A 25,264-nucleotide genomic window follows, 5' to 3' on the forward strand; every position below is an offset into this window, starting at 1 on the left:
TTAGTTGGAGGTTTTTTTATTGCTGGCATTATTTATGGAAAATACGCGCTTTATCACGTTGCCAGTCACGGTCTTTTTCAGATGCACGTTTGTCGTGTAACTGTTTACCTTTTACCAACGCAATTTCCAGCTTGGCATGCGGGCCTTTCCAGTAACAGGCCAGTGGTACACAGGAATAACCTTTCTGGTTGATCGCGCCCATGAGTTTTTCAATTTCACGGCGTTTCAGCAGCAGTTTACGGGTACGCGTTGCTTCAGGGACAACATGGGTAGATGCACTCAGTAAAGGCTGAATCTGTGCGCCGAACAGGAACGCCTCACCATTTTTAAAGGTGATATAGCTCTCCACAATACTCATACGACCGGCACGCAGGGATTTTACTTCCCAGCCTTGCAAGGAAAGCCCAGCTTCAAATTTTTCTTCAATAAAATAATCGTGACGGGCACGTTTGTTCAGAGCAATCGTTCCGCCGTTATTTTTTTTAACTACAGTTGCTTTCGCCATAATCAGACACTTCCAAAGTTACAGCTATTGTACCGTAACTTTTATTGAGTTGAAGTGTTTAAATTGATGGAGTTTCTTCACTAAAAAATGAAGATTTTGTTAAAATGGAAACTTACACAATAAACAGAGTACAAATGGATGACTAAAACTCGTGTAATTTATCCGGGAACTTTTGATCCGATCACCAATGGCCATATTGATTTGGTGGCCCGCGCAGCAAAAATGTTTGATGAAGTTGTAGTTGCAATTGCAATCGGACATCATAAAAACCCGGTATTTAGTCTGGAAGAACGAGTTGAACTGGCCCAAACGTCATTAAGCCATTTGAACAATGTTGAATTTGTAGGATTTGATGGCCTGCTGGTGAACTTCTTCCGCGAGCAGAATGCCACAGCGGTATTGCGTGGTTTACGTGCAGTGTCCGATTTTGAGTATGAATTCCAGCTGGCCAACATGAACCGTCAACTGGATTCTCATTTTGAAGCGGTGTTTTTAACTCCTTCAGAGCAATATTCTTTTATTTCATCCACATTGGTGCGTGAAATTGCTCGTTTAAGAGGTGATGTGACCAAGTTTGTTCCGCCAAACGTGGTTGAAGCCTTTGAGCGTAAACTTCAACAAGGTTGGTAGAGTGTCTTTATATATCACCGATGAATGTATCAATTGTGATGTCTGTGAACCTGTCTGTCCGAATGAGGCAATTTTTATGGGTGACGTCATCTATGAAATTAACCCGGACTTATGTACAGAGTGCGTCGGGCATCACGACAAACCACAATGCCAGTTATTCTGTCCTGTGGACTGTATCCCGCTTGATCCGAACCATGCCGAGACGCGTGAGGAGCTTCAGGCCAAGTATGAAAAACTGACTGCTCAAAAAACATCAAGCAATTAGTCGCCAGATTTGGTACTATGCGGCTCGAAGTGAGCCAGACGATCGCTGCTGTGGAGATCTCCGTGATTGAAGCAGGGGAGGAAAGTCCGGGCTTCATAGGGCAAGGTGCCAGGTAACGCCTGGGCGGCGTGAGCCGACGGAAAGTGCAGCAGAGAGTAGACCGCCTTCATTATGGTTCTGAGTAATCGGAATCGGAGGTAAGGGTGAAAGGGTGCGGTAAGAGCGCACCGCATGACTGGTAACAGTTCATGGCATGGTAAACCCCACCGGAAGCAAGACCAAATAGGGATCCTTTAGGCATGGCCCATGCTGGATCCGGGTAGGTCGCTTGAGCGTATGAGTGATTGTACGCCTAGAGGAATGATCGTTCTCGACAGAACCCGGCTTATCGGCTCACTTCACCAAATTTTGATCAATCAGCACAATATGGGCTTGACGTTCTAAACAGAAAAACCCATAATGCGCGCACAGTTTAAGGCTATGTAGCTCAGTTGGTTAGAGCACCGCACTCATAATGCGGGGGTCACAAGTTCAAGTCTCGTCATAGCCACCATATTCTGAAAAAACCCACTCCGATTGAGTGGGTTTTTTTATGTCTGAATATTTTAAATTAACGATAGATAAAGCGGCACATGCCAGCACGCAAGGCTAATGCACCGTGCATATATACGCCACCGAGCCAATACGGCACATTGAAAATGTCGCTATGACGATATTTTACCAATCCAAACTCTGTCAGTAGTCCTTCAAAGAACATCCCGCCAATTGCCAGTGTAATCGCAACAATGAGTAGCCATAAACGCTCATAACTGAACCCCCAGCGAATCAAGAAGCTGATATAGAAAATCCAGCATAGCGCCACAGGATCAAAATTACCAAAGCCACTCAGGATATACACGAGGGCAAATAGGGTTAGCGCTTCGACCAGTGTCTGGGTGTTTTCATGGTGACAGCTTAAGGTAGAATTAATCCAATGCTTTAAGGTATCAGCTAACCAGAGATAAATGAATGCCATGCTGCAAAAGGCAATAAAGAATCCGGGAAATACCCACCATGCCTGACTGAAAAATTGTGAGTCTGGATAGCTTAAAGTTTGAGTATAGACATGAATGGCATCGCAAAGTGTTGCGACAATAGCAGCAAGTAGAGCTAGGATAAAAATGCCTGAATACTTTATTGTACGGGTCATGCCGTGTCCTGATTATTTTCTTTAGTTTCTAATTTGTTGAAGTTATAGATGAGTTGAAGTGGAAATACTATGGCTGAAAAATAGGGGTGAAGTTAGGAAATGATAAAAACAGTGTATTGAATGCTAAGTTATTTATATTGATCAGAAGAGTGATTTCAGTTTCAATAACGATATAAAATAATCCAAAAATAAATTATGAAAATTAAAAAAATAATTTTGCTCTTTTGGCTGGTGATTTTCAGCGTCCCTCTAAATGCAAATGAACCTGTCAAATCCCTGGTTTTTAAAGCTGTACACATTTCTCAAGCACAAATACAAAATATCTGTCAGCAGTTAAACCCAGCCTGCAAAAGTGAGGAGGTAATAGTGTGGTCAGTCCAGATGGGGGCGAATAAATATTATTATCTGATTGATCAAAAGTTAAGAATCGTTCAGGTCTCTAAAGAGCAGGGTGAATATAGAATAGATGATCATTGGAATTTAGCTAAATATCAGAAAGCTCATGCAGTTGAAGAAGATGAAATAGCTACAGAATTTATCCATCCAGCTTTATATCCGTTGAATCGGAATAATTATGCAGTCGCTTTGGTATCTAGTTTTTCTGCAAGCTATTCAGGTGGAGGGCGAGGCGAACAAACCGCACAGTTCATTCAATTGTTACCTCAAGGAAAAACTTATCAGGTTCTTAAAGATATTCCTTTCTATTATTATGAACGGATTAAAGCATGTTTTAGTGAACAGGATTATAAAAAATATACTCACTGCCATGATGAACAATCCACCTTACTTTCGATCACTTACGAAGATATTGGAAAACCCTTTTATCAATGGAACTTAATTTATAGTGAAATAGATTGGCCTGCACACACGAATAGGAAAAGGGTACAAAAGAGGACAGTCAATGTTATTCCATCTCCTTAAGAGTTTCAAAACAGCGAATCAATGCTGCTACATCATTTGTCTGCAACTGCTCGCGCATCTTTAAAAACTGCTTTTCATCCAAGTCATAGAGTTTAAATGAAAGCAGTTTTTCTATATCTTCTTGTGGAAATCGATATTTAATAATTTTCGCTGGTACGCCGCCAACTATTGCATAAGGCGGCACATCTTTGGTCACGACTGCACCTGTAGCAACGACAGCACCTTCACCGAGTGTCACGCCTTGCATAATCATGGCGCGTGAGCCAATCCAGCAACCATCACCAATGACAGTATCGCCAGCAGGCACAAAACTACGTGTATCGAACGGAAATGCTGAAATCCAATCCGTGCGGTGTAATTGGTTGCCACCCATCATAATCACGCATTCTGCACCAAAACAGACGAAATTACCGATATAAAGCTGGTCAATTGGTTTCTCTGGTGTGGCTGGCTTGTCATGCAGATAACGCACCACACAACGCTCGAAACCTTGATCCCAATAAGCTGAGTAATAGCTGTAATTGCCCTTGATATGAATATTCGGATTCTTCACGGTTTTGGAGATGAATTCGAACTCGCACCAATGGTTCACAGGGGAATTAATCAGTTTTTCAGCCATAACCAAAATACAAAAATAAGGAATACGCCATTATAGCGAATTGGTCTCTAAGCTGGAGAACAATCCCATTCAATAACTGGCCTGATCAGGGTTAAGTTTTACATGGCCTTAGCGGATTGAGGAATACGCGCAATGACTTTGATTTCGAAGTCAAAACCTGCCAGCCAGGTCACCCCCACAGCTGTCCAATTCGGATAGGGCCTTTGCGTAAAAATCTCGTTTTTAACTTTCATAATACTCTCAAATTGCTGTTCAGGATTGGTGTGAAAGGTCGTGACGTCGACAATATCATCGAAAGTACAACCAGCCGCTGCCAATGTAGCAGCCAAGTTTTCAAAAGCTCGTTCTACCTGTTTCTCAAAGTCAGGTTCAGGACTGCCATCTTCACGGCTACCCACCTGACCAGAAACAAATAATAAATCTTCTGATTTGATTGCGGCAGAATAACCATGCTGTTCATACAAAGCATGGCGATCTTGGGGAAATATTGCAGTTCTAGTCATGATAATCCTCGCTCAATATTTAATTTATACGTATTTTAGAAAGCAGTTCAAATCTTCACATACGCTTCGTATGTAAACATAATTGACATACGATGCGTATGTCAATTAAAATTTTTCACAATGCTGATGGAAACAACATATGTCTGTACGTGAACAAAAAATGGCGGAAACCCGCAAAAAACTCATAGAAGTCGCACGTCGTGCATTTGCTGAATACGGTTATGCGGACACTTCCATGGATAAGCTCACGGCAGAAGCAGGGCTAACCCGGGGTGCGCTATACCATCATTTTGGTGATAAAAAGGGCTTATTTGCTGCCGTGGTCGATCAGATTGATTCAGAAATGGCTGAATATGCCGGGCAACATCTGGAGCAGCCTGATGATCTATGGGAGGGATTGATGCTTGAAGGGCGTACCTATATCGAACATGCTTTAAATGCTGAGTTCCAACGGATTGTGCTACGTGATGGTCCGGCAGTATTAGGGGACCCCGCACATTGGCCAAGTCAAAATAAATGCCTGCAGTCGACACGTGAATGCGTAGAACAGTTACTGGTTGAAGGTAGATTAAAACCAGTTGATGCACTTGCTACGGCAGTCTTGCTCAATGGTGCAGCAATGAATGCAGCACTATGGGTCGCTTCTAGTGAGGATCCTGCACAGGTCTTACCTCAGGCTTTACAGGCATTTGAAGCCTTGGCATCTGGCTTCTTAAAATAAAATCGATGGGAATTTCTAGGCTCAATAAAAAACCCCTCATCTGAGGGGTCTTACAGCCTAAAATATCTATTTAAAGATTAGATATATTCAACGCTTACGATTTCGTATTCAACTTCACCTTGTGGAGTTACGATTTTCACATCGTCGCCTTCGTTTTTACCCAGCAGGCCACGCGCGATCGGAGAGTTCACAGAAATCTTGTTGATCTTAAAGTCTGCTTCGTCATCACCTACGATTTTGTAAGTTTTGCGCTCTTCAGTGTCCAGATTCTCAATAGTCACAGTGACACCAAAAACTACACGACCGTTTTGTTCCAGTTCTTTAACATCAATCACCTGGCAAGCGCCCAGTTTACCTTCGATGTCCTGAATACGGCCTTCACAGAAACCTTGCTGCTCACGCGCAGCATGATATTCCGCGTTTTCTTTTAAATCCCCATGCTCACGTGCCTCTGCAATCGCTGCAGTAATACGTGGACGATCCACAGTTTTCAGTTGGTGTAATTCTTTCTCTAAGGCAAGTTTGCCTTCGGGAGTCATAGGATAACGTTGCATAGTTGTCCCTCAGTAATAAAAATGAAAGTCTATAAATGAAAAAAAGCCCGCCACCGAGAAGGTGACGGGACTTCTCAGTAACGAATTAACCTACTGTTAAATCTTGCAAACGATATACATCCATTGGCAATTTAATTGCTAAAGCTTGGCATACAGCATCAGCACCATTCAGGGTAGTGGTATGGTATACCTTACCTTGAAGCGCAGAGCGACGGATCGAGAATGAATCCTGCTGAGCTTGTTTACCTTCAGTGGTATTGATAATGAGGTGAATTTCACCATTTTTCAAGCGGTCTACAATGTTTGGACGGCCTTCGGTTACTTTATTTACACGTTCACATTCAATACCTGCAGCTTTAATCACATCATATGTGCCGCCAGTCGCAAGAATCTTGAAGCCGAAGTCAGCAAGCTGCTTCGCAATACCTACCGCACGTGGTTTATCAGAATCACGTACAGAGATGAATGCATGTTTCACTTCGCCTTCAGTTGGCAGACCTGGTAAACGATCGTTAGAGCCTAGAACAGCTTTGTAGAACGCTTCACCAAATGTTTTACCAACGCCCATTACTTCGCCTGTTGATTTCATTTCAGGGCCAAGGATCGGGTCAACACCAGGGAATTTGTTGAATGGGAATACTGCTTCTTTCACAGAGAAGTGAGCAGGGATAATCTCTTTGGTAAAGCCTTGAGACTCAAGAGATTGGCCAGCCATACAACGTGCAGCTACTTTTGCTAAAGATTCACCGATACATTTAGAAACGAACGGAACCGTACGAGAAGCACGAGGGTTCACTTCCAGAATGTAAACATCATCACCTTTAACTGCAAACTGAACGTTCATCAAGCCTACAACGCCAAGCTCTTTAGCCATAGCGATGGTTTGACGACGCATTTCGTTTTGCACGTCTTCAGACAATGAATATGGAGGAATCGAACATGCAGAGTCACCAGAGTGAATACCGGCTTGTTCAATGTGCTGCATAATACCGCCGATCACCACGTCTTTACCGTCAGATACGCAGTCCACGTCAACTTCGATGGCATCGTCAAGGAAGTGATCGAGAAGAACAGGCGCTTCATTCGATGCTTGTACAGCATCACGTAAGTAGCGTTTTAATTCTTCGTCGTTATACACGATTTCCATCGCGCGACCACCGAGTACGTATGAAGGACGTACAACCAGTGGATAACCCACTTTAGCTGCTTCTGCCATACCTTCTTCAGCAGATTTTACGATGCTGTTATTAGGTTGACGAAGTTGCAGACGTTGAATCATTTGTTGGAAACGTTCACGGTCTTCTGCACGGTCAATCGCATCTGGAGATGTACCGATAATTGGCGCACCAGCTTCTTCCAAAGCACGAGCCAGTTTCAGTGGAGTCTGACCGCCGTACTGAACGATAATACCTTTCGGCTTTTCAGTACGTACGATTTCAAGAACGTCTTCAAGTGTAATCGGTTCGAAGTACAGACGATCAGACGTGTCATAGTCAGTTGAAACCGTTTCAGGGTTACAGTTCACCATGATGGTTTCATAACCGTCATCACGCATTGCCAGGGCAGCATGTACACAGCAGTAATCGAATTCGATACCTTGACCAATACGGTTAGGACCGCCACCAATCACCATGATTTTGTCACGGTTAGACGGATTAGATTCACACTCTTCATCGTAAGTTGAGTACATGTACGCTGTATCAGATTCAAACTCTGCTGCACATGTATCCACACGTTTGTAGACTGGAGTTACGCCCAGATTCCAACGGTGCTTACGGAATTGTTTTTGTGAAATACCCATCAGGTTGGCAATACGGTGGTCAGATAAACCTTTACGTTTAAATGAACGGATATTGTCAGCGTTAAGATCACCAAAACCTAAAGATTTGATTTGTTCTTCAGTTTTAACGATGTCTTCGATCTGGATCAGGAACCAGCGGTCGATGTTGGTTGCCGCAAATACTTCGTCTAGAGTGAAACCGTGACGGAATGCATCAGCCACATACCAGATACGTTCTGGACCTGGAACTTTAAGTTCTTGAAGAATCTTTTCGCGCGCACCTTCAGTACCCACTTCGATTTTTTCATCAAAACCAGTTGCACCAACTTCAAGACCGCGAAGTGCTTTGTTCACAGACTCCTGGAAGTTACGACCAATCGCCATAACTTCACCTACAGATTTCATCTGTGTAGTTAGTGTCGCATCAGCTTGCGGGAATTTTTCGAAGTTGAAACGTGGAATCTTGGTAACAACGTAGTCAATTGCTGGTTCGAACGATGCTGGAGTTGTACCGCCAGTGATGTCGTTTTTCAGCTCATCAAGGGTATAACCAACAGCCAGTTTCGCTGCGATTTTCGCAATCGGGAAACCAGTCGCTTTAGATGCCAGTGCAGATGAACGCGATACACGTGGGTTCATCTCGATGATTACCATACGACCATCTTTCGGGTTAATACCGAACTGAACGTTAGAACCACCCGTTTCAACACCGATTTCACGAAGAACTGCTAAAGATGCATTACGCATCAACTGGTATTCTTTATCAGTCAGTGTTTGTGCAGGCGCAACAGTGATCGAGTCACCGGTGTGTACGCCCATTGGGTCAAAGTTTTCGATCGCACATACAATGATACAGTTGTCGTTTTTGTCACGAACAACTTCCATCTCGTACTCTTTCCAGCCAATCAATGATTCATCGATCAATAATTGGTGAGTAGGAGAGAGGTCGAAACCGCGTTCACAGATTTCCAGGAATTCTTCACGGTTGTAAGCAATACCACCGCCTGAACCACCCATCGTAAATGATGGACGGATAATCACAGGGAAACCGAAGCGCGCTTGAATCTCAAGTGCTTCTTCCATAGATTCAGCAATAGCCGCTTTTGGACATTCCAGACCAATTTTACGCATTGCTTCGTCAAACAGTTTACGGTCTTCTGCTTTTTCGATCGCTTCTTTGGTCGCGCCGATCAGTTCAACGTTGTATTTTTCAAGAATACCGTTGGCATCCAGTGCAAGGGCACAGTTCAGTGCAGTCTGGCCACCCATCGTTGGAAGCACAGCATCTGGACGTTCTTTTTCAATAATTGCTGCAACAGTCTGCCAGGTAATCGGTTCGATATACGTCGCATCTGCCATTGCAGGGTCGGTCATAATGGTCGCTGGGTTAGAGTTCACCAGAATAACGCGGTAGCCTTCTTCACGAAGCGCTTTACATGCTTGAGCACCTGAGTAGTCAAACTCACATGCTTGACCGATGACGATCGGACCAGCACCAATGATCAAGATGCTTTTAATGTCAGTACGTTTAGCCATGATGCTTCCTTAATTACTTCTTAGATGCTTCGATAAGTTCGATGAAATGATCGAACAATGGTGCGCAGTCATGTGGACCAGGGCTTGCTTCAGGGTGACCCTGGAAGCTGAACGCAGGTTTGTCTGTACGATGGATACCTTGGTTCGTACCATCAAACAGTGAGCGATGAGTCACACGCAATACCGCAGGCAAGGTGCTTTCATCCACTGCGAAGCCGTGGTTTTGAGAAGTAATCATCACTGTACCAGTTTCGATGTTCTGTACAGGATGGTTAGCGCCATGGTGACCGTGCGGCATTTTTACCGTTTTAGCACCCGATGCAAGAGCAAGAATCTGGTGACCTAAGCAGATACCAAATACTGGAATTTCAGTTGTTTCAACAATTGTTTTTACAGCTTCAATTGCGTAGTCACATGCAGCTGGATCGCCAGGACCATTTGACAGGAATACGCCATCTGGATTTAACGCAAGTACTTTTTCAGCAGGAGTTTGTGCAGGCACCACAGTCAATTTACAGCCGCGGTCTGCGAGCATACGCAAGATGTTGGTTTTGACACCGTAGTCGTATGCAACCACATGGAATTTAAGTTCAGGTTGAGTAAAGCCTTTGCCAAGTGCCCATGAGCCTTCAGTCCATTCGAAACCGGTCGGATCACAGCATTCTTTCGCAAGGTCTAAACCACTTAAACCACCGAATGCACGTGCTTTTTCGACTGCTTCTTCTTCAGTGATGTTTTCACCCGCAAGGATACAACCGTTTTGTGCACCTTTATCACGCAAAATTCGAGTTAATCGTCGCGTGTCGATGTCAGCAATGGCAACTACATTGTGCTGTTTTAAATAATCACCGAGTGATTGATTCGCACGGAAGTTACTATGTAGTAAAGGAAGGTCACGGATAATTAAACCGTTTGCCCATACTTTATGAATACGACCTGATTCAGCGTCTTCTTCGTTGCAACCTGTGTTACCGATATGTGGGTAAGTTAGCGTTACAAGCTGCTGTGCATAACTAGGATCAGTCAAAATTTCTTGATAGCCAGTCATGGCAGTGTTGAAAACGACTTCACCAGTCGTACAACCCGATGCGCCAATTGAAGTACCTTTAAAGATAGTTCCGTCGGCAAGGGCTAAAATTGCTGGGGTGCTCAAACCAAAGCTCCTGAAATTTAGGCTGTAAAAAAGCGAGTAGACGAAAAAAAAGGAAGGTTAATTTTTAAACCTACCCTCCTATGTCTGCTCGCTTGAACTTAACACGGCATTATACGCAGAACCACCCCCCAAGTCCAATAGCTTTACAGCAAAAGTATGAGATAAATGGCTTGCTTTTTGCTTGAAAGTCTGTTTTACGAACAACGTAAAAAAATGTAAGCAATTAAGAATTGTCTAACAAATCAAATCTTAATTTTTATCAAAACTACTAATATGGATGAGTCGTAATATAACTATAGGAATAAGACACATGACTACAGCAGCGAAATCTTCCCAATCCAAGAAAAAGATCAATACCGTGGTTTCAGAAACGACTGAACAGCTTGAAAAAGTAGCAGCTGAAGCCAAAGAACAGGTGGTGGAAACCATCGAAGAAAGCAAAGAGAAACTTGAAGTCGAAGCGAAACAGCTGGGTGATACTGTGCAGGAGCAGTTACGTCAGTTGAAACAGGATCTGTTGCAACGGATCGATACTTTGAAAGAGCAGTTATTTGGTTCGCAAAAAGAACTGACTGAATTAACCAGCTTTATCAAAACCGAATTTACTGCAGTCATTGAAGACTTATCCAATATGGGTAAGGAACTGAAAGAAGATGTCAGCCAGATCTCGACCAAACATAAAGAGCATCTGACTGGTACATTCAAGCGCTCAAAAGACAGTACCATTGAAGTTCTAAAAAAGGTCAAACCCATGGTAAAAGCTGAAAGTTCAGAAAAAAGCCCTGAGCTGAAGAGTTAAGGGAAGCCGCTGATTTAAATTGCATGAAAGGAGAACTGGATACGTTCTCCTTTATCTTTTTGAGGCAAAACGGACTCACAATAATAATGAAAGGGGGTCACGATGCAGCAGCATTATTTTGTAGGTGTACTTTGTTTACTGACGCTGATTATGATGCTTAATCTGGAAAGTTGGTTGATGCGTGCACTTTATCTCGGTGTGATGATGTTATGTCTGGGATTCTTTGGACTAACTTTTGGCACGATTATCCTGATCATCTTCACGTTAACTGTAATTTTTTATGCCGCGGTAAAATCAGTGCAGGACAATTACCGCTTACATCACTAAAATGTCGAAAACAATTAAAATGAACTCTTAGTCTATCAGCTTAAATAACGTTTAAATCATTATCAAAATAGCCAGCCCTAAGTGTTGAGAGCAGGCTAATTATTTCAATTTAATATTGACCTGAATCTACGTAGAGAAAATACAGAAAAATATTTTCTTCAAGCTATAACAGCGAACTTTGAGCGGATGAGCCGGAAAAGCCCATAAAAAAACGTGAGACTTTAATGCTCACGTTTTTTAATATCTTTGTTATCCAGCAAATGCTTTTAATCTGCATTAAAAGACATGCAGCCAATCCCGTTTATTGTGGAAGTCTGCTTCTGGGCTGCTGTGCTGCATCGCAAAGTATTGATCACCTTGTGAGGTTTTTAATACTGCTGTCAGACCAATAAACAGGTCTGCCCATTTAAGTTTATGCTCAACCATAAACTCGGTCAGATCCAGACTGACATTCAGACCATAATGGGTACGTTTAAGCTGATTCAGTTCGATATCGTATGCAGCAGGTGGCGGCATATCTTCCGGATAGCGATATTCCTCAAACTGATAGGCTTGCCAGGCCTGAGAAGGAGAGAGATTGATTTCACGATAATAATCTTCACCCTGAACCCCGATAAAGATTTCAAAGCAGGTCTGTTCCCACAAAAAATTACGACGGGGATGTGCAGTAACCATTTCTGGCCACAGCACGTACTGGTTGGGATCGCGCAACCAAAATCCGACATTCAAGCTGCATGGATTTTGCTGTTCGATGGCACCGACCAATGAGATTGCCTGAAAACGGTGATCAAATGCGCTGAGTTCGTAACTGGCCATAAATCCTGTACTTAGTTAGAAAGATGGGCAAAACGGACAAGATTGGATAACTTCTGGTTTTGCTTTGGAGCTTTCTTGTAAAGCAGCGCAATTTTACCAATAGTTTGTACCACTTCAGCACCTGTAGTTTCTGAAAGTTCAGCAATGAGTGCTGCACGTGCTTCACGGTCTTCAGCCACCACTTTTACTTTAATGAGTTCGTGATCATTAAGGGCACGATTTAGCTCTTCAACTACAGATTCAGTTAAGCCTTTGTCACCAAGCATTACAACCGAGTTTAATGCATGTCCAATTTGACGTAAACGCTTACGTTCCTGAATAGATAAAGACGCCATGAGAGATAACCTGATTTTTAAAACGGCTTAGTATAGCAAAAGCGAAAAACAAACGCTGTAAATTCTCAGGAAATAATCACTTGTAAATAATCGCAAATTACACCGGAATACTCAGATTTAGATACACATGTATACTGCAAAAAATGTGTTTTTCCCGTACAATGAATCATTAGAAGTTTTTTTTATTTAGAGAGTTATGGCAACACGCATTACCAACCAAAAGTTATCTAAAAGTAGTCGTGCGTGGATGAGAGAGCATCTTGATGACTTTTATGTGAAAAAAGCACAAAAAGAAGGTTATCGTGCCCGTGCTGCGTACAAGTTGCTAGAAATTCAGGAAAAATACGGCATTATCAAACCCGGCATGACTGTAGTGGACTTGGGTGCTGCCCCAGGAAGCTGGTCCCAGATTGCCGGAAAACTGGTCGGTGATAAAGGTCTGGTGATTGCATCAGACATCTTGGAAATGGATGCGCTACCTGATGTGACTTTCTTGCAGGGCGATTTCCGTGAACAAGAAGTATTCGATAAATTGTTAAATATTTTAAACGGACGCACAGTAGACGTTGTAATTTCAGATATGGCCCCCAATACATCAGGTAATAGAGCTGTAGATCAACCACGTCAGATTTATTTATGTGAACTTGCTTTGGATTTTGCCAACAAGGTACTTGGTCCGAAAGGACAGTTTGTAGTGAAAGTATTCCAGGGTTCAGGTTTTGATGAATTTCGTAAAGAAGTCGTCAACAGTTTTGATGTATTGAAGACGATTAAACCTGCTGCATCACGTGCCCGTTCGAAAGAAGTGTTTCTGGTCGGACAGGGACGCAAGAAGGCTTTGAAATAAAGTTTACTTGCCAACACGTTAAAAATTGTGCATTTTGTAGGTTTTTACATTATTGCAAATTGATTTGCAGCTTATTGATTAAGGTCACCCTTCGAGGGCATGATCAAATTAGATTGGAATGGGAAATAAAGCTTTGAGCGATCTTTTTAAGAATGCCGTATTGTGGCTCGTGATACTGGGTGTGCTGGTGTTAATCTTCAGCAACGTCAGTGACCGCAATCAACCGACTACAATGAACTATTCGGAGTTTGTTGCCGCGGTCAATGCTGGCCAAATTAAACAAGTTACAATTGATGGCGAAAGAATTCGCGGTGAAAAATCAAACGGTTCAGAGTTTGAAAGCATTCGCCCGGCAGTTCAAGACCCAGAACTGATGCCAAGCCTGATTAAAAATAATGTAGTCGTTGAAGGTGAAGCGCCTCAACGTCAAGGCTTGCTCATGCAATTGCTGATTGCAAGTTTCCCTGTACTTCTAATCATTTTGTTATTCATGTTCTTTATGCGCAACATGGGTGGCGGTGCAGGCGGCAAGAATGGCCCAATGAGCTTTGGTAAATCTAAAGCGAAAATGCTATCTGAAGACCAGATCAAAGTAACATTTACTGATGTTGCGGGTTGTGACGAAGCAAAACAGGAAGTGGTTGAAATCGTTGACTTCCTGAAAGATCCTGCAAAATTCAAACGTCTGGGTGCGACTATTCCTAAGGGCGTCCTGATGGTAGGTCCTCCAGGTACAGGTAAAACCCTGCTGGCTAAAGCCATTGCGGGTGAAGCAAAAGTTCCATTCTTTAGTATCTCAGGTTCTGACTTCGTTGAAATGTTTGTCGGTGTCGGTGCATCACGTGTACGTGACATGTTCGAACAGGCAAAACGTCATGCGCCATGTATCATCTTCATTGATGAGATTGATGCAGTCGGTCGTCATCGTGGTTCAGGTACCGGTGGTGGTCATGATGAACGTGAACAGACTCTGAACCAGATGTTGGTAGAGATGGACGGTTTCGAAGGCAATGAAGGCATTATCGTCATCGCAGCAACTAACCGTGCTGACGTACTGGATAAAGCCTTACTTCGTCCAGGTCGTTTCGATCGTCAAGTAATGGTAGGTCTGCCAGATATTAAAGGTCGTGAGCAAATCCTGAATGTACACTTGAAGAAACTTCCTTCTACTACTGGTGTAGATGTCAAAGTTCTTGCTCGTGGTACGCCAGGCTTCTCAGGTGCACAGTTGGCGAATCTTGTAAACGAAGCGGCATTATTTGCTGCCCGTCGTAACAAGAACACAGTCGATATGCATGACTTTGAAGATGCGAAAGACAAACTGTACATGGGTCCTGAACGTAAATCGATGGTACTTCGTGAAGAAGAACGTCGTGCTACGGCTTACCATGAAGCAGGTCATGCGATTGTGGCAGAAATGCTTCCAGGTACAGACCCTGTGCATAAAGTTACCATCATGCCGCGTGGCTGGGCATTGGGTGTTACCTGGCAGTTGCCTGAATTTGACCAGACTAGCCATTATAAAGACAAAATGTTGAATGAACTTTCAATCCTGTTCGGTGGTCGTATCGCAGAGGAAGTCTTCATTAACCAGATGTCGACTGGTGCTTCGAATGACTTTGAACGTGCAACTAAAATGGCACGTGCAATGGTGACCAAATATGGTATGTCGGACAAGTTAGGCGTCATGGTCTATGAAGATGACTCTCAACAGTCATTTATGGGTAGCATTGGTACCCGTACGATTTCTGAGGCAACCCAACAACAGGTAGATGCGGAAGTTCGTCGCATCATTGATGAGCAATACAAGGTTGCACGCGATATCCTTGAAAATAACAAAGATATTGCCCATGCCATGGTGAAAGCGCTGCTTGAGTGGGAAACAATTGATCGTGAACAGATTCGTGACATTATGGAAGGTCGTGAGCCAAAACCACCTAAAGTTTATGTTTCAGACAATCCAGTGATTGATGTAACACCGACTGATGGTCCAATGACTCCTCCGCCATTACCAGCGAACTAAGTTAACAATTAAAACCACCTTCGGGTGGTTTTTTTATGGCTATTGTTTTATCATATCTAGTTGAATGCTATAGTCAATTTATAAAAATCAATGAGTAAAAATAAGAATGAATTTACCTGTTCTGGAATCCAGTATTTATCAGCTACGTTTGGAGCCACTGAGCTGGGAACATTTTGCAGACTTAGAAAATGCATGTGCCGAAGGGGACTTGGGGGAAGTGTTATATAATTCGGTACCTTACCTACATAAACTTAAACACTACTTTACCCAAGCTTTTGAACAGCAGTCCAAAGGTGAAAGAATGGCTTTTGCCGTGATTGATTTAACTTCAGACCGAGCAATCGGCACCACCAGCTTTCATGATATCAAGCCGGAAATTCCACGTGTTGAAATTGGCTTTACCTGGTATGCCAAACCTTATCAACGAACCTATGTAAACCGGGTCTGTAAATATCTTTTGCTGCAGCATGCATTTGAAGAGCTGAATGCTCAAGTGGTAGGCTTTCGGACTGATCATCTGAATCTTAAAAGTCAAAAAGCTATTGAAGCTCTGGGTGCCAAACAGGATGGCATCATTAGATGTCATATGCTGCGTAAAGATGGCGTGACACTCAGAGATAGTTATATCTATAGTATTTTAAAAAGCGAATGGGTTGATGTAAAAGCGTTACTGCAATCCAAGCTGATGCAATATTCCAATAAGAACTATTTTGAAATCTAGCTATTGAATAGATTGAGCTTTGCTTTATTGATCTTTCCATAAGACAATACCGGGGTTATTGTGAACTAGGATTGAACCATGCAGCTGAAGCCACTACGACCACAGATCTGGACTTTCGGTCATTTGAAACTGGATTTGTCTCAGCCGCATGTGATGGGAATTTTAAATGTGACTCCGGATTCCTTTAGCGATGGGGGGCTGCACAATCAGAAAGATCAGGCAGTAGTAAAAGCCCTGGAAATGATTACTGATGGTGCCACCGTAATTGATGTGGGTGGTGAATCTACACGTCCAGGTGCATCAGTCGTGGAAGTTGAAGAAGAAATCCGTCGTGTTGTGCCTGTAGTTGAAGAACTGGCCAAGCATGATGTGATCATCTCGATTGATACTTCACAGCCAGAAGTGATTAAAGCAGCCGTGAAAGCGGGTGCACATATCTGGAATGATGTACGCGCGCTCACTCGTCCACAAGCGTTAGAGACGGCAGCAGAACTGAATATTCCGGTGATCATCATGCATATGCGTGGTGAGCCGACTACGATGAATAATCTGGATCAGTATGATGATGTGACTCAGGATGTGATTCGGGAACTGTCACAACGGGTTCAAGATGCTCTAGATGTGGGTGTTAAAGCTGAACATATCATGATTGATCCTGGTTTTGGATTTGCAAAAAATGCCCAGCAAAATTTAAAGCTGTTGCAAGAGTTTTATAAATTGACAGAAATGGGCTATCCGATTTTGTCTGCTTTATCCCGCAAACGTTTTATTGGTGCTGCTCTGAATGGTGCAGAACCACAAGCACGTGCAGTAGGTTCGGCTGCGGCGCATTTGCTGAGCATTCAGCAAGGTGCCAGTATGGTTCGAGCACATGATGTCAAGGTAACAGCAGACGCCATCAAAATCTGGAAAGCTATGCAAAATGCCTAAATCTGGGCTGAAAGACATATAGGAGCACAAGCTGTTTGGCTTTTAAACAGCAATGTGCTATACAGGCACGCTTAAGTTAGATTGTCATCTTTTAGAGTGCCTGTAATGTTTGCAGATTTACTTCTCCCCATGTTCGATGATGAATATTATCCCGATATTCTGGTTGCAGAAATCAAGCAACACATCGAACGTTTTGCTTCAAAAGTATCTAAATCCGGTTTATCAGATCAGGATGTATATCAGCTGGCCCATGAGACTGTGGCAGACATCAATGCCATGAAGCCACAGTTTGAAGATCTGGACTCTTCTCTGGATGATACTGCCGCAGACTATATTGCCGAGGCCATGATGATGGTCGTGCAAGAGCAGGGTCTGTTTGATATTGAAATGGAAGAACTGGTCGTTAATCGCGAATGGTAAAAAAAGCCCTGTTAAACAGGGCTTTTTTTTAATAATCTGAAAATACGTCTTTTAAATTTTTATAATGAATTTCATCCAGTAATTTCTGCTCTTCCAGCATGCAGCTATGATGCAAATCCAGATAATACTGTTTTAAATCTTTTTGATAAGGCACCGGTTCCGGCTCTTTGCTTTGCGATTGCTGATAAGACCAGTAAGCCAGCTGACGGATTTTCTGCAAACGTACCAATAGGGTGCTGCGAGTCGAAACTCTAAAGCAGGGCTCAACTAAAACCGGAACGAGGCTACTGAAAGCAAGCAGGGCCAAACAAGGCAAGGTAATAAATGCTGAGTGAAAATACTGATAATTTATAAATGACAGAATCGCAATCAGGGTTTGCATATACAGGCAGAGTTGCAAACGCTTGGCATAGCGAACAGAACTGTATTTCGCCTGAAACTGGGCGCGCCAGATATAAGGATAGAGCATGCCGATCATTACAATAGTACCTGCACTAAGCGCCTGATATTTTGAAGTCACAAAGTCAGGGTAAAACGGCAGCGAAAAGCACAGGCAACAAAATCCTGTGATCATGATCAGAATACCAATACGTAAATACAGATAGAGATCAGTGGTCTGGTTCAAATATTTATAACGGCCATAGCTGAGGCTGCAAAAGAATGCATCAGGATGGCGTAATTGCAATCTGGCTAGATCAAAAGAACGGGATGCAGACATGGGAAGGGCACATTCTATTGGTGATAATCACGCATAAAAAAAACCAGCTGAATGCTGGAGATTTTCATTGCACCATTCTAATCAGAATTAAAATGGTGCCCGAGGCCAGACTCGAACTGGCACGCTTTGTGGGCGGGGGATTTTAAATCCCCTGTGTCTACCGATTTCACCACTCGGGCATGTGCGCAATAATAGAGGACGAAATAAAGCTTGGCAAGTAAATTTCAATATGTTTGCTTTATTTTCAAGCAATTCAGTAGTTTAAATTAAAAAATTAAATCCATAGTGCTAGATGATAAGCGTGAGAAGTCATGTAATTTTCTATTTCAGGCCGTGATTCATAAAACATTTACAGGTGCTCGTCCAGATAAGTATCGATATCGATGTATTTAATCTTCTTGCACTGCTCATGTTCCAGTTTAAACAAGCGGGTATGTAAATCCGCATAGTGCTGAAGCTGATTTTTCAATTCTTCATTTGGGGAGGTCGGCTTGGAATGAAAAAATAATTTCAGACGTAGTTTCCAGGTTTGTTGATAAGCCCAGAAACAGATGCGACGTAACTGCTGCAGTTGATATTGTTCAGTGCTATTGGTAGCAGGGCGGAACATATTTTCTTTATAGAACCGTACAAAACCAAAACTGATCCCGAAAAAGAATAGAATCCACATGGTCATACTGCTTTGTAGAAAAACCAGATTCAGCGCTTCCAGCACAATGACTACAGTGAGTTTAATCGGTGTATGTCTTAAAAACTGATAGAGGGAATGAGAAGAGTGCCGGATCTGCTTGATCACTAGTGGAACCACCAGCATCAGAAATAACAGAATAGTCAGAATTGCATAAGCTTGCGCCTGAAAGTCTGGGGCAGTTGATAGCTTAGAGGAATAAACATCTTTGAGAACCAGGCTAATCGGTACAAAGATCATGGCAGCCAGCACCCAGGGAATCAGTTCCTTGAGATCACTTAAAATACCCTTGGTCTTGATCTGGCCATAAAACAGATAATTTCTTTTGAAGGTAGCGGGATAAAGCAGTTTAAGTTGCTGCAATAAAAGATCAATCTGTTTGGTTTGCATGATAAAAAGTAAATAAGAAACTTGCCGCCTACTATAGCCAATTTACGCCAGAATGATAGAGATGATCCGGATTTTGCAATTATTAGAGTTGAAGCTAAAGATTTTAATTTTTTAGTGAGGATTTATGCGAAAATAGTCCATTGCATATTTATTTTTTAGGGACAGTTTATGACTGATCAATCTCCTGCGACGCTAAGCGACATCGAAATTTTAGACATCCTTCAAACCATGAAGAATGATGAGCTAGATACGGAAGCAAAAGAAGTTATTCGTCAGGGTGGTAAAGCGGGTCGTCAGGAAGCGCATAAACAGGCGCTGGTCGTATTGAATCAGTCATTTGAAGAAAAATTTGTTGAAGCAGTTTCTCTGGCCCTGAATCTGAATGAAGCCCAAATCAAAAAAATCCGCTATAAGAAAGACCGTATCCGTATTTTAAAAGCGCGTGGTGTTGATTACCTGGCAATTGATGGTGCGGAAACTGCCTTTGTACTGGCACAGATTGCACAGGCGATTCTACGTGAAGATGCGGTCGTCACTCATGACTTACATAATATTTTCCCATTCTGGAAAGAAGGCTGGCCAATGGTGCAATTTGATAATACCTACAAAATTTTGCAGGAAGATATCCAGATCCATTATCAGGCAGTCCTTGAAGCACTTTTATCAAAAATCTAAACTGAATTGAATATAAAAAAGCACCTTCGGGTGCTTTTTTAATGAGAATAAAATAGGGAAAGCAGCCAACGCACAGGAAAGATAAACAGCCGCCACCAGGTGATGAGTGGATAATAAAAATATTCGCCTATTCTTAAAGTCGAATCAAATCCTTGCCGACGCCGCTCATAAGGATAGGGAGTCAGCCAGATTGAAAGTAAAATGAGCACAATTGCTAGGATCAGAAATACAGGCTGTTGATCTTGCATAAAGAAGAAATAGATTAAATATAAGGCCGAATAAAAACTCAGACAGGCGAGTAGCGCAGCAATATTCATAAAAATCTCATTATTATTGTTTTTGGAATTTTAAAACAATTGAAGAAGAACCAGATTATTCTGATTCTTCTGTCGGTGGCTTTTTCACTTCTAGCATACGTGTAACCAGTAACTGGTCAATCTTGAAATGATCAACATCGACAACTTCAAACTTATAACCCGCATGTAGCACAATATCTGCAGGACGTGGAATCTTGCGCAGCTTGAACATCATAAAACCAGCCAGAGTTTCATAATTCTCTTCATCTGGCATTTCATCAATTTCCAGCGCATGTTTGATGTCTTCAATGGGCGTACTGCCATCAATCAACCATGAATTGCTGTCACGCTTAATGATCTGCTGGTCTTCTTCCAGGGGAGTAACCCAGTCGCCCATCACGGTAATCATAATGTCGGAAAGGGTAATCACACCTACGACCAAGGCATATTCATTAATAACGACGGCGAACTTTTCCTTGGTTGAACGGAAGCGATCCAGTAATTCAGATAGAGTCAGTGTATCTGGAATGGTTAGAACCGTACGGATGGTATTTTCATTTAACTGAAGTAAAGACTGATTATTCAGAATACGAACCAGAATATCTTTGGAGTCGACATATCCAATCACATCGTCGATATTTTCATTACAGACCAAAAACTTGGAATAAGGAAATTCAGCCAGTTTTTGACGAATACTGGCTTCTGATTCTTTCAAGGTAAAGAACACCACATTTTCACGTGTGGTCATACTGGAAGGAACATTACGTTCTTCAAGCTCAAACACATTCTCAATAAAGTGATGTTCCTGTTTCTGTAACACACCTGCCTGAGCACCCGCATCCATTACCGCAGAAATATCCGCAAAGGTAATATTATCATCTCGGATGGTATTCACTTTAAATAAGCGGAACAACAGGTTCGCAATGGCATTGATGGACCAGGCCAGTGGTTTACAGATTTTGATAAATACCTGAATTGGATTAATCACCGAGACAGAAATTTTTTCTGGAGCGATCATGGCCAGACGTTTCGGCATCAAGTCCGCAAACAGAATAAATAATGAAGTAACTGCAGTGAAGGACAGGCTGAACGCAATCGTTTCAGTCCAGGGACCTTGATAAAATCTGGAAAGTAAATTGATGATATAAGGGCGGAAGGCGCCTTCACCTAAAATACCGCCTAAAATGGCAACGGCGTTTAAGCCGATTTGGGAAGCTGCAAAAAAGTCAGCAGAGTTTTCTTGTAAATCTAAAACTTTTTGAGCGCGAATATCTCCCGATTCAGCCAAAATTTTTAATTTGACCTTACGGGCACCTGCAAGCGCGATTTCTGTTAATGATAAAAAACCGGCCCCCGCGATGAGTAATAAGATAATCACGATGTTTTGAAAGAGGCTCACGAATCCACCTGTGGATTAATATGATCTAGCTAAAAATATTTTTAACACAAAAAAAGACTTGAGGTACAAATAAAGCAACTCAAGTCTCTAGAGTATAAGCTTAAAAATGAGCAATTTAGCTAATATTCAATTCAATAATGCGAAAATTGCGAATTATTCATTAAAAATTCACGATTTTCTTCTTCGATCATCTGACGGGCTACATATAGAATCAGCTGACGTAACCAGCGATGGGCGGGATGATGATGCAATAAAGGACACCACGCCATCTTCAATTCAAACTCAGGAATATAGAATGGTGGATCTTTAATGAGTAAGTTCTGGTTTTTGGCTTGCAGACGTGCAATACGGGTCGGTAATGTTGCTACAAGATCGACATTGGCAGCCAGAAGACCAGGCATCTGATAATGACGGGTAAATACCGAAATCTTACGTTTTTGGCCAATACGTTCAAGAGCCTGATCAATCCAGCCGAGACCCGCCTGTTTCTCAGGGTTTACCCCAAAGCCAACGCCCATACCGGTTTTCGATACCCAGATATGCTGTGCATCCAGATAGCTTTTCAGATTCAGGTTGCCCGCAGCCGGATGCTTGTTATTTAACAGGCAAGAAAAGCTGTCACGCCAAACCAGTACCTGATGGAAGCTTTGCGGAATTTCATTAAAACGGTTAATCGCCAGATCAACTTTACCTTGTTCCATGTCACGATAGGACACATCACTTGGGGTTAAGAAGTCGAGAACCACATTCGGTGCTTCTGAACGTAATGCTTTCACCAGGCGTGGTACCAGTGTAGCTTCAGCATAATCTGAAGTCATGATGCGGAAAACACGGTTTGAAGTATAAGGGCGGAACTCGGTACGCGGTTCCAGAATCATGGAAAGATCCGCTAAGGCGTCACGGATACGAGGTTGGAGTTCTAGCGCACGTTCTGTTGGGGTCATACCTTCAGAAGAGCGAATCAGGAGAGGATCATTAAATAAATTTCGTAAGCGACGTAAAATGTTACTCATCGCAGGCTGGGTTACCCCAAGTTGTTCTGCTGCACGCGTGACATTTTTTTCACGTAAAAGTACGTCAAGATAAATGAGGAGATTAAGATCGACCCGCTCCAGATTCATAAAAAAAATACCGAAAATAAAATTATGAAATTATATGGATTATGCCATAACTACTATAGCTTGTGTACGCAACTGATGAAAAAAAGCCCAGCTGATTGTACTGAAATGCCTTTTTGGAGTCTCTTTCACCGCAGATTTTGCCAGCCTGAATCCTTCTCTATTTTTAAAAGCAGAAAGGAAATCTGGCTGCCTCTAAAACGAAAGAAAGGTATTTCTGAAAAACAGAGGGAATTAGCAAATAATGTGCCAGGTTTGATAAAAAATATTTCAACAAATAAATGAAAAATAATTCCTTTGAAATAAGTATTCTAGGTTTTAAGGCTCATAAAATAAACAAAAATTGCTGAAATTAGGCGCTGCTAAAGTCTTGCAAGACTTAAGTCTAATGAATATTTTTTGCTCTTATTGCTGATGTTTTAGACAAAATCCAATTTCAAAAATTCAAAAATAAAATATAAAATACAATAACTTATAAAAAATTGATCAATATATAATTAGACTTTCATCTACATATTTTTTAAATAAATAATGATAATTCTTGCAGAATATTGGATTAATTTTTCGAAGCCCACTAATCTTTAGCTATCCCAACGGATCGTCGAAAATCTGAACAAGTCATTGAGGGTGTGATTTGAGCGGTTCGTTGCAGAAAAATCCTAATATTAATACAGGAATATATCATGACTACATACCAAACAGCGATTGATGCAATCCGCGAATTAAAAGCGAAATTCGGTAACACTTGGGCAGACATCAGTCCTGAAGATGCTGCGCGTATGCAACTTCAAAACCGTTTCAAAACTGGTTTAGACATTGCTAAATATACAGCGGCGATTATGCGTCGTGATATGGCTGCTTATGATGCAGACTCTAGCAAATACACTCAATCACTAGGTTGCTGGCACGGTTTCATCGCTCAGCAAAAAATGATTGCGAACAAAAAATACTTCGGTACAACTGAACGTCGCTATATCTACCTTTCTGGCTGGATGGTTGCTGCACTTCGTTCAGAATTCGGTCCTCTTCCTGACCAATCTATGCACGAAAAAACTTCTGTTCCTGCATTGATCGAAGAAATCTACACATTCTTACGTCAAGCTGATGCGAAAGAACTGAACGACCTGTTCCGCGCACTTAAAAAAGCTCAAGACGCTGGTGATACAGCTAAAGCTGCTGAAATCACTTCACAAATCGACAACTTCCAAACTCACGTTGTGCCAATCATTGCGGACATCGACGCTGGTTTTGGTAACGAAGAAGCGACTTACTTACTAGCTAAGAAAATGATCGAAGCGGGTGCTTGTGCACTTCAAATCGAAAACCAGGTTTCTGACGCGAAACAATGTGGTCACCAAGCTGGTAAAGTTACAGTTCCACACGAAGACTTCATCGCGAAAATCCACGCTCTTCGCTATGCATTCCTTGAAATGGGTCTTGACGACGGTATCATCGTTGCACGTACTGACTCTGAAGGCGCTGACTTGACTCAAAAAATCCCAGTGGTTAAAGAGCCAGGCGACATCGCTTCTCAATACATCAGCTACTTAGACACTCAAGAAATTGATATCTCTGAAGCAACTGAAGACGAAATCCTGATCAAACGTGATGGTAAACTTCACCGTCCTAAACGTCTTGCTTCTGGCTTGTACCAGTTCCGTGAAGGCACTCAGATCGACCGCGTTGTACTTGACTGTATCACTAGCTTGCAAAACGGTGCTGACCTTCTTTGGATCGAAACTGCGACTCCAAACGTAGCTGAAATCGCTCACATGGTTAACCGTGTACGTGAAGTTGTGCCAAATGCGAAACTTGTTTACAACAACTCTCCATCATTCAACTGGACACTGAACTTCCGTCAACAAGCGTATGACCGTTGGGTTGCTGAAGGTAAAGACGTATCTGCATACGACCGCGCTAAATTAATGAGCGCTGAGTACGACGATTCTGAATTGGCTGCTGAAGCTGACGAAAAAGTTCGTACATTCCAAGCAGACGCTTCTCGTGAAGCAGGTGTGTTCCACCACTTGATCACTCTGCCTACTTACCACACAGCTGCTCTTTCTACTCACGAGCTTGCTCAAGGTTACTTCGGTTCTGAAGGTATGTTGGCGTATGTTGCTGGCGTACAACGTAAAGAAATCCGCGGTGGTATCGCTTGTGTGAAACACCAAGCAATGGCTGGTTCTGACATCGGTGACGACCACAAAGAAATCTTCGCTGGTGACAACGCGCTTAAAGCGGGTGACGATGCGAAAAACACAATGAACCAATTCTCTGCTTAATCAGCTCTGAATCGATTCTAAAAAAACCCTGCGCAAGCAGGGTTTTTTTATGCCTAAAATAAAAATAATAACCTTATAAATTGTTGAAATAGCTAGATGAA

Annotated in this window: 27 protein-coding genes, 2 tRNA genes and 1 other RNA gene; 15 read left to right on the forward strand and 15 right to left on the reverse strand. The window is 42.4% G+C overall.

The window, feature by feature from the left end:
* Positions 1 to 28 precede the first annotated feature (28 nt).
* A complete protein-coding gene (gene smpB / locus FTU46_RS03990; protein WP_004784822.1) occupies positions 29 to 505 on the reverse strand; it encodes an SsrA-binding protein SmpB in 477 nt (158 codons plus the stop codon).
* 138 nt (positions 506 to 643) lie between these two features.
* On the opposite strand from smpB, the gene coaD reads away from it, so the two are divergent.
* From coaD to FTU46_RS04010, 4 genes are all read left to right on the forward strand, one after another.
* Complete coding sequence (gene coaD, locus FTU46_RS03995; protein ID WP_180104392.1) at positions 644 to 1,135, forward strand: pantetheine-phosphate adenylyltransferase; 492 nt, start codon at positions 644 to 646, stop codon at positions 1,133 to 1,135.
* 1 nt (position 1,136) lies between these two features.
* Complete coding sequence (locus FTU46_RS04000; RefSeq protein ID WP_034581081.1) at positions 1,137 to 1,400, forward strand: YfhL family 4Fe-4S dicluster ferredoxin; 264 nt, start codon at positions 1,137 to 1,139, stop codon at positions 1,398 to 1,400.
* 26 nt (positions 1,401 to 1,426) lie between these two features.
* Positions 1,427 to 1,804, forward strand: an RNA gene (gene rnpB, locus FTU46_RS04005) — RNase P RNA component class A.
* Between the two features lie 72 nt (positions 1,805 to 1,876).
* A tRNA-Met gene (locus tag FTU46_RS04010) sits at positions 1,877 to 1,953 on the forward strand.
* Positions 1,954 to 2,010: 57 nt separating this feature from the next.
* Here the strand turns inward: FTU46_RS04010 and FTU46_RS04015 are convergent.
* Positions 2,011 to 2,589: a hypothetical protein gene (locus tag FTU46_RS04015; RefSeq protein WP_180104393.1), complete on the reverse strand. Its 579-nt coding sequence runs from the start codon at positions 2,587 to 2,589 to the stop codon at positions 2,011 to 2,013.
* A gap of 195 nt (positions 2,590 to 2,784) precedes the next feature.
* On the opposite strand from FTU46_RS04015, the gene FTU46_RS04020 reads away from it, so the two are divergent.
* A complete protein-coding gene (locus FTU46_RS04020; protein ID WP_180104394.1) occupies positions 2,785 to 3,510 on the forward strand; it encodes a hypothetical protein in 726 nt (241 codons plus the stop codon).
* Here FTU46_RS04020 and FTU46_RS04025 read toward each other — a convergent pair.
* Both FTU46_RS04025 and FTU46_RS04030 read right to left on the reverse strand, forming a co-directional pair.
* Positions 3,494 to 4,129: a CatB-related O-acetyltransferase gene (locus FTU46_RS04025; protein ID WP_180104395.1), complete on the reverse strand. Its 636-nt coding sequence runs from the start codon at positions 4,127 to 4,129 to the stop codon at positions 3,494 to 3,496. The genes FTU46_RS04020 and FTU46_RS04025 overlap by 17 nt on opposite strands.
* Before the next feature lie 98 nt (positions 4,130 to 4,227).
* On the reverse strand, positions 4,228 to 4,632 hold the full coding sequence (locus tag FTU46_RS04030; RefSeq protein ID WP_180104396.1) for a RidA family protein: 405 nt from the start codon (positions 4,630 to 4,632) through the stop codon (positions 4,228 to 4,230).
* A 139-nt stretch (positions 4,633 to 4,771) separates the two neighbouring features.
* Here FTU46_RS04030 and FTU46_RS04035 point away from each other — a divergent pair, with 139 nt between their 5' ends.
* On the forward strand, positions 4,772 to 5,353 hold the full coding sequence (locus FTU46_RS04035; RefSeq protein WP_180104397.1) for a TetR/AcrR family transcriptional regulator: 582 nt from the start codon (positions 4,772 to 4,774) through the stop codon (positions 5,351 to 5,353).
* 77 nt (positions 5,354 to 5,430) lie between these two features.
* On the opposite strand, the gene greA is transcribed toward FTU46_RS04035, so the two are convergent.
* The 3 genes from greA to carA form a co-directional block, all read right to left on the reverse strand.
* Positions 5,431 to 5,907: a transcription elongation factor GreA gene (greA, locus tag FTU46_RS04040; RefSeq protein WP_005236827.1), complete on the reverse strand. Its 477-nt coding sequence runs from the start codon at positions 5,905 to 5,907 to the stop codon at positions 5,431 to 5,433.
* Positions 5,908 to 5,992: 85 nt separating this feature from the next.
* On the reverse strand, positions 5,993 to 9,223 hold the full coding sequence (gene carB, locus FTU46_RS04045; protein WP_159123473.1) for a carbamoyl-phosphate synthase large subunit: 3,231 nt from the start codon (positions 9,221 to 9,223) through the stop codon (positions 5,993 to 5,995).
* 13 nt (positions 9,224 to 9,236) lie between these two features.
* On the reverse strand, positions 9,237 to 10,376 hold the full coding sequence (gene carA / locus FTU46_RS04050; RefSeq protein WP_005236823.1) for a glutamine-hydrolyzing carbamoyl-phosphate synthase small subunit: 1,140 nt from the start codon (positions 10,374 to 10,376) through the stop codon (positions 9,237 to 9,239).
* Positions 10,377 to 10,686: 310 nt separating this feature from the next.
* On the opposite strand from carA, the gene FTU46_RS04055 reads away from it, so the two are divergent.
* The gene (locus FTU46_RS04055; protein WP_004784804.1) at positions 10,687 to 11,175 is read left to right on the forward strand and encodes a hypothetical protein; all 489 of its coding nucleotides are present in this window, start codon (positions 10,687 to 10,689) and stop codon (positions 11,173 to 11,175) included.
* Between the two features lie 102 nt (positions 11,176 to 11,277).
* A complete protein-coding gene (locus FTU46_RS04060) occupies positions 11,278 to 11,502 on the forward strand; it encodes a hypothetical protein (protein WP_159123475.1) in 225 nt (74 codons plus the stop codon).
* Positions 11,503 to 11,778: 276 nt separating this feature from the next.
* Here FTU46_RS04060 and FTU46_RS04065 read toward each other — a convergent pair whose 3' ends face one another.
* Together FTU46_RS04065 and FTU46_RS04070 are read right to left on the reverse strand one after the other, a co-directional pair.
* Positions 11,779 to 12,318 carry a DOMON-like domain-containing protein gene (locus FTU46_RS04065; protein ID WP_180104398.1) on the reverse strand — a complete coding sequence of 180 codons (540 nt, stop codon included), beginning with the start codon at positions 12,316 to 12,318 and terminating at the stop codon, positions 11,779 to 11,781.
* Between the two features lie 11 nt (positions 12,319 to 12,329).
* Positions 12,330 to 12,653 carry a YhbY family RNA-binding protein gene (locus FTU46_RS04070; protein WP_180104399.1) on the reverse strand — a complete coding sequence of 108 codons (324 nt, stop codon included), beginning with the start codon at positions 12,651 to 12,653 and terminating at the stop codon, positions 12,330 to 12,332.
* Positions 12,654 to 12,849: 196 nt separating this feature from the next.
* Between FTU46_RS04070 and rlmE the strand changes: the two genes are divergently transcribed.
* The 5 genes from rlmE (at position 12,850) to FTU46_RS04095 (ending at position 17,594) form a co-directional block, all read left to right on the forward strand.
* Complete coding sequence (gene rlmE, locus FTU46_RS04075) at positions 12,850 to 13,500, forward strand: 23S rRNA (uridine(2552)-2'-O)-methyltransferase RlmE (protein ID WP_004784794.1); 651 nt, start codon at positions 12,850 to 12,852, stop codon at positions 13,498 to 13,500.
* Between the two features lie 133 nt (positions 13,501 to 13,633).
* Positions 13,634 to 15,523 carry an ATP-dependent zinc metalloprotease FtsH gene (gene ftsH, locus FTU46_RS04080; RefSeq protein ID WP_034170205.1) on the forward strand — a complete coding sequence of 630 codons (1,890 nt, stop codon included), beginning with the start codon at positions 13,634 to 13,636 and terminating at the stop codon, positions 15,521 to 15,523.
* A gap of 106 nt (positions 15,524 to 15,629) precedes the next feature.
* Positions 15,630 to 16,244 carry a GNAT family N-acetyltransferase gene (locus tag FTU46_RS04085; protein ID WP_166137819.1) on the forward strand — a complete coding sequence of 205 codons (615 nt, stop codon included), beginning with the start codon at positions 15,630 to 15,632 and terminating at the stop codon, positions 16,242 to 16,244.
* A gap of 78 nt (positions 16,245 to 16,322) precedes the next feature.
* Positions 16,323 to 17,174 carry a dihydropteroate synthase gene (gene folP / locus FTU46_RS04090; RefSeq protein WP_180104400.1) on the forward strand — a complete coding sequence of 284 codons (852 nt, stop codon included), beginning with the start codon at positions 16,323 to 16,325 and terminating at the stop codon, positions 17,172 to 17,174.
* 105 nt (positions 17,175 to 17,279) lie between these two features.
* The gene (locus FTU46_RS04095) at positions 17,280 to 17,594 is read left to right on the forward strand and encodes a DUF5713 family protein (RefSeq protein WP_125278212.1); all 315 of its coding nucleotides are present in this window, start codon (positions 17,280 to 17,282) and stop codon (positions 17,592 to 17,594) included.
* 28 nt (positions 17,595 to 17,622) lie between these two features.
* Here the strand turns inward: FTU46_RS04095 and FTU46_RS04100 are convergent, their stop codons facing one another.
* The 3 genes from FTU46_RS04100 to FTU46_RS04110 all read right to left on the reverse strand — a co-directional run bounded on the left by FTU46_RS04100 (position 17,623) and on the right by FTU46_RS04110 (position 19,390).
* The gene (locus tag FTU46_RS04100) at positions 17,623 to 18,312 is read right to left on the reverse strand and encodes a hypothetical protein (RefSeq protein WP_005236809.1); all 690 of its coding nucleotides are present in this window, start codon (positions 18,310 to 18,312) and stop codon (positions 17,623 to 17,625) included.
* A gap of 93 nt (positions 18,313 to 18,405) precedes the next feature.
* Positions 18,406 to 18,491, reverse strand: a tRNA-Leu gene (locus FTU46_RS04105).
* A 170-nt stretch (positions 18,492 to 18,661) separates the two neighbouring features.
* Positions 18,662 to 19,390: a hypothetical protein gene (locus FTU46_RS04110; protein WP_180104401.1), complete on the reverse strand. Its 729-nt coding sequence runs from the start codon at positions 19,388 to 19,390 to the stop codon at positions 18,662 to 18,664.
* A 168-nt stretch (positions 19,391 to 19,558) separates the two neighbouring features.
* Between FTU46_RS04110 and FTU46_RS04115 the strand changes: the two genes are divergently transcribed.
* On the forward strand, positions 19,559 to 20,065 hold the full coding sequence (locus FTU46_RS04115) for a hypothetical protein (protein ID WP_159123480.1): 507 nt from the start codon (positions 19,559 to 19,561) through the stop codon (positions 20,063 to 20,065).
* A 38-nt stretch (positions 20,066 to 20,103) separates the two neighbouring features.
* On the opposite strand, the gene FTU46_RS04120 is transcribed toward FTU46_RS04115, so the two are convergent.
* From FTU46_RS04120 to FTU46_RS04130, 3 genes are all read right to left on the reverse strand, one after another.
* On the reverse strand, positions 20,104 to 20,382 hold the full coding sequence (locus tag FTU46_RS04120) for a hypothetical protein (protein WP_180052295.1): 279 nt from the start codon (positions 20,380 to 20,382) through the stop codon (positions 20,104 to 20,106).
* A gap of 55 nt (positions 20,383 to 20,437) precedes the next feature.
* Positions 20,438 to 21,760, reverse strand: coding sequence for a hemolysin family protein (locus FTU46_RS04125; protein ID WP_180104402.1), 1,323 nt, complete (start codon positions 21,758 to 21,760; stop codon positions 20,438 to 20,440).
* 131 nt (positions 21,761 to 21,891) lie between these two features.
* Positions 21,892 to 22,881: a LysR family transcriptional regulator gene (locus FTU46_RS04130; protein WP_004784775.1), complete on the reverse strand. Its 990-nt coding sequence runs from the start codon at positions 22,879 to 22,881 to the stop codon at positions 21,892 to 21,894.
* Positions 22,882 to 23,561: 680 nt separating this feature from the next.
* Here FTU46_RS04130 and FTU46_RS04135 point away from each other — a divergent pair.
* A complete protein-coding gene (locus tag FTU46_RS04135; RefSeq protein ID WP_180104403.1) occupies positions 23,562 to 25,163 on the forward strand; it encodes an isocitrate lyase in 1,602 nt (533 codons plus the stop codon).
* The last annotated feature ends 101 nt before the right edge of the window (positions 25,164 to 25,264 follow it).

Origin of the sequence: Acinetobacter sp. YH12108, from assembly GCF_013419055.1 — a bacterium.
In the GTDB taxonomy this organism is placed as follows: Bacteria; Pseudomonadota; Gammaproteobacteria; order Pseudomonadales; family Moraxellaceae; genus Acinetobacter.

Excerpts from the sequence above, each read along its gene's own strand:
- smpB (WP_004784822.1), bottom strand. The coding sequence starts at position 505 with ATGGCGAAAGCAACTGTAGTTAAAAAAAATAACGGCGGAACGATTGCT.
- coaD (WP_180104392.1), top strand. The coding sequence starts at position 644 with ATGACTAAAACTCGTGTAATTTATCCGGGAACTTTTGATCCGATCACC.
- FTU46_RS04015 (WP_180104393.1), bottom strand. The coding sequence starts at position 2,589 with ATGACCCGTACAATAAAGTATTCAGGCATTTTTATCCTAGCTCTACTT.
- FTU46_RS04020 (WP_180104394.1), top strand. The coding sequence starts at position 2,785 with ATGAAAATTAAAAAAATAATTTTGCTCTTTTGGCTGGTGATTTTCAGC.
- FTU46_RS04025 (WP_180104395.1), bottom strand. The coding sequence starts at position 4,129 with ATGGCTGAAAAACTGATTAATTCCCCTGTGAACCATTGGTGCGAGTTC.
- FTU46_RS04030 (WP_180104396.1), bottom strand. The coding sequence starts at position 4,632 with ATGACTAGAACTGCAATATTTCCCCAAGATCGCCATGCTTTGTATGAA.
- FTU46_RS04035 (WP_180104397.1), top strand. The coding sequence starts at position 4,772 with ATGTCTGTACGTGAACAAAAAATGGCGGAAACCCGCAAAAAACTCATA.
- greA (WP_005236827.1), bottom strand. The coding sequence starts at position 5,907 with ATGCAACGTTATCCTATGACTCCCGAAGGCAAACTTGCCTTAGAGAAA.
- carB (WP_159123473.1), bottom strand. The coding sequence starts at position 9,223 with ATGGCTAAACGTACTGACATTAAAAGCATCTTGATCATTGGTGCTGGT.
- FTU46_RS04055 (WP_004784804.1), top strand. The coding sequence starts at position 10,687 with ATGACTACAGCAGCGAAATCTTCCCAATCCAAGAAAAAGATCAATACC.
- FTU46_RS04060 (WP_159123475.1), top strand. The coding sequence starts at position 11,278 with ATGCAGCAGCATTATTTTGTAGGTGTACTTTGTTTACTGACGCTGATT.
- FTU46_RS04065 (WP_180104398.1), bottom strand. The coding sequence starts at position 12,318 with ATGGCCAGTTACGAACTCAGCGCATTTGATCACCGTTTTCAGGCAATC.
- FTU46_RS04070 (WP_180104399.1), bottom strand. The coding sequence starts at position 12,653 with ATGGCGTCTTTATCTATTCAGGAACGTAAGCGTTTACGTCAAATTGGA.
- rlmE (WP_004784794.1), top strand. The coding sequence starts at position 12,850 with ATGGCAACACGCATTACCAACCAAAAGTTATCTAAAAGTAGTCGTGCG.
- FTU46_RS04085 (WP_166137819.1), top strand. The coding sequence starts at position 15,630 with ATGAATTTACCTGTTCTGGAATCCAGTATTTATCAGCTACGTTTGGAG.
- folP (WP_180104400.1), top strand. The coding sequence starts at position 16,323 with ATGCAGCTGAAGCCACTACGACCACAGATCTGGACTTTCGGTCATTTG.
- FTU46_RS04095 (WP_125278212.1), top strand. The coding sequence starts at position 17,280 with ATGTTTGCAGATTTACTTCTCCCCATGTTCGATGATGAATATTATCCC.
- FTU46_RS04100 (WP_005236809.1), bottom strand. The coding sequence starts at position 18,312 with ATGTCTGCATCCCGTTCTTTTGATCTAGCCAGATTGCAATTACGCCAT.
- FTU46_RS04110 (WP_180104401.1), bottom strand. The coding sequence starts at position 19,390 with ATGCAAACCAAACAGATTGATCTTTTATTGCAGCAACTTAAACTGCTT.
- FTU46_RS04115 (WP_159123480.1), top strand. The coding sequence starts at position 19,559 with ATGACTGATCAATCTCCTGCGACGCTAAGCGACATCGAAATTTTAGAC.
- FTU46_RS04120 (WP_180052295.1), bottom strand. The coding sequence starts at position 20,382 with ATGAATATTGCTGCGCTACTCGCCTGTCTGAGTTTTTATTCGGCCTTA.
- FTU46_RS04130 (WP_004784775.1), bottom strand. The coding sequence starts at position 22,881 with ATGAATCTGGAGCGGGTCGATCTTAATCTCCTCATTTATCTTGACGTA.
- FTU46_RS04135 (WP_180104403.1), top strand. The coding sequence starts at position 23,562 with ATGACTACATACCAAACAGCGATTGATGCAATCCGCGAATTAAAAGCG.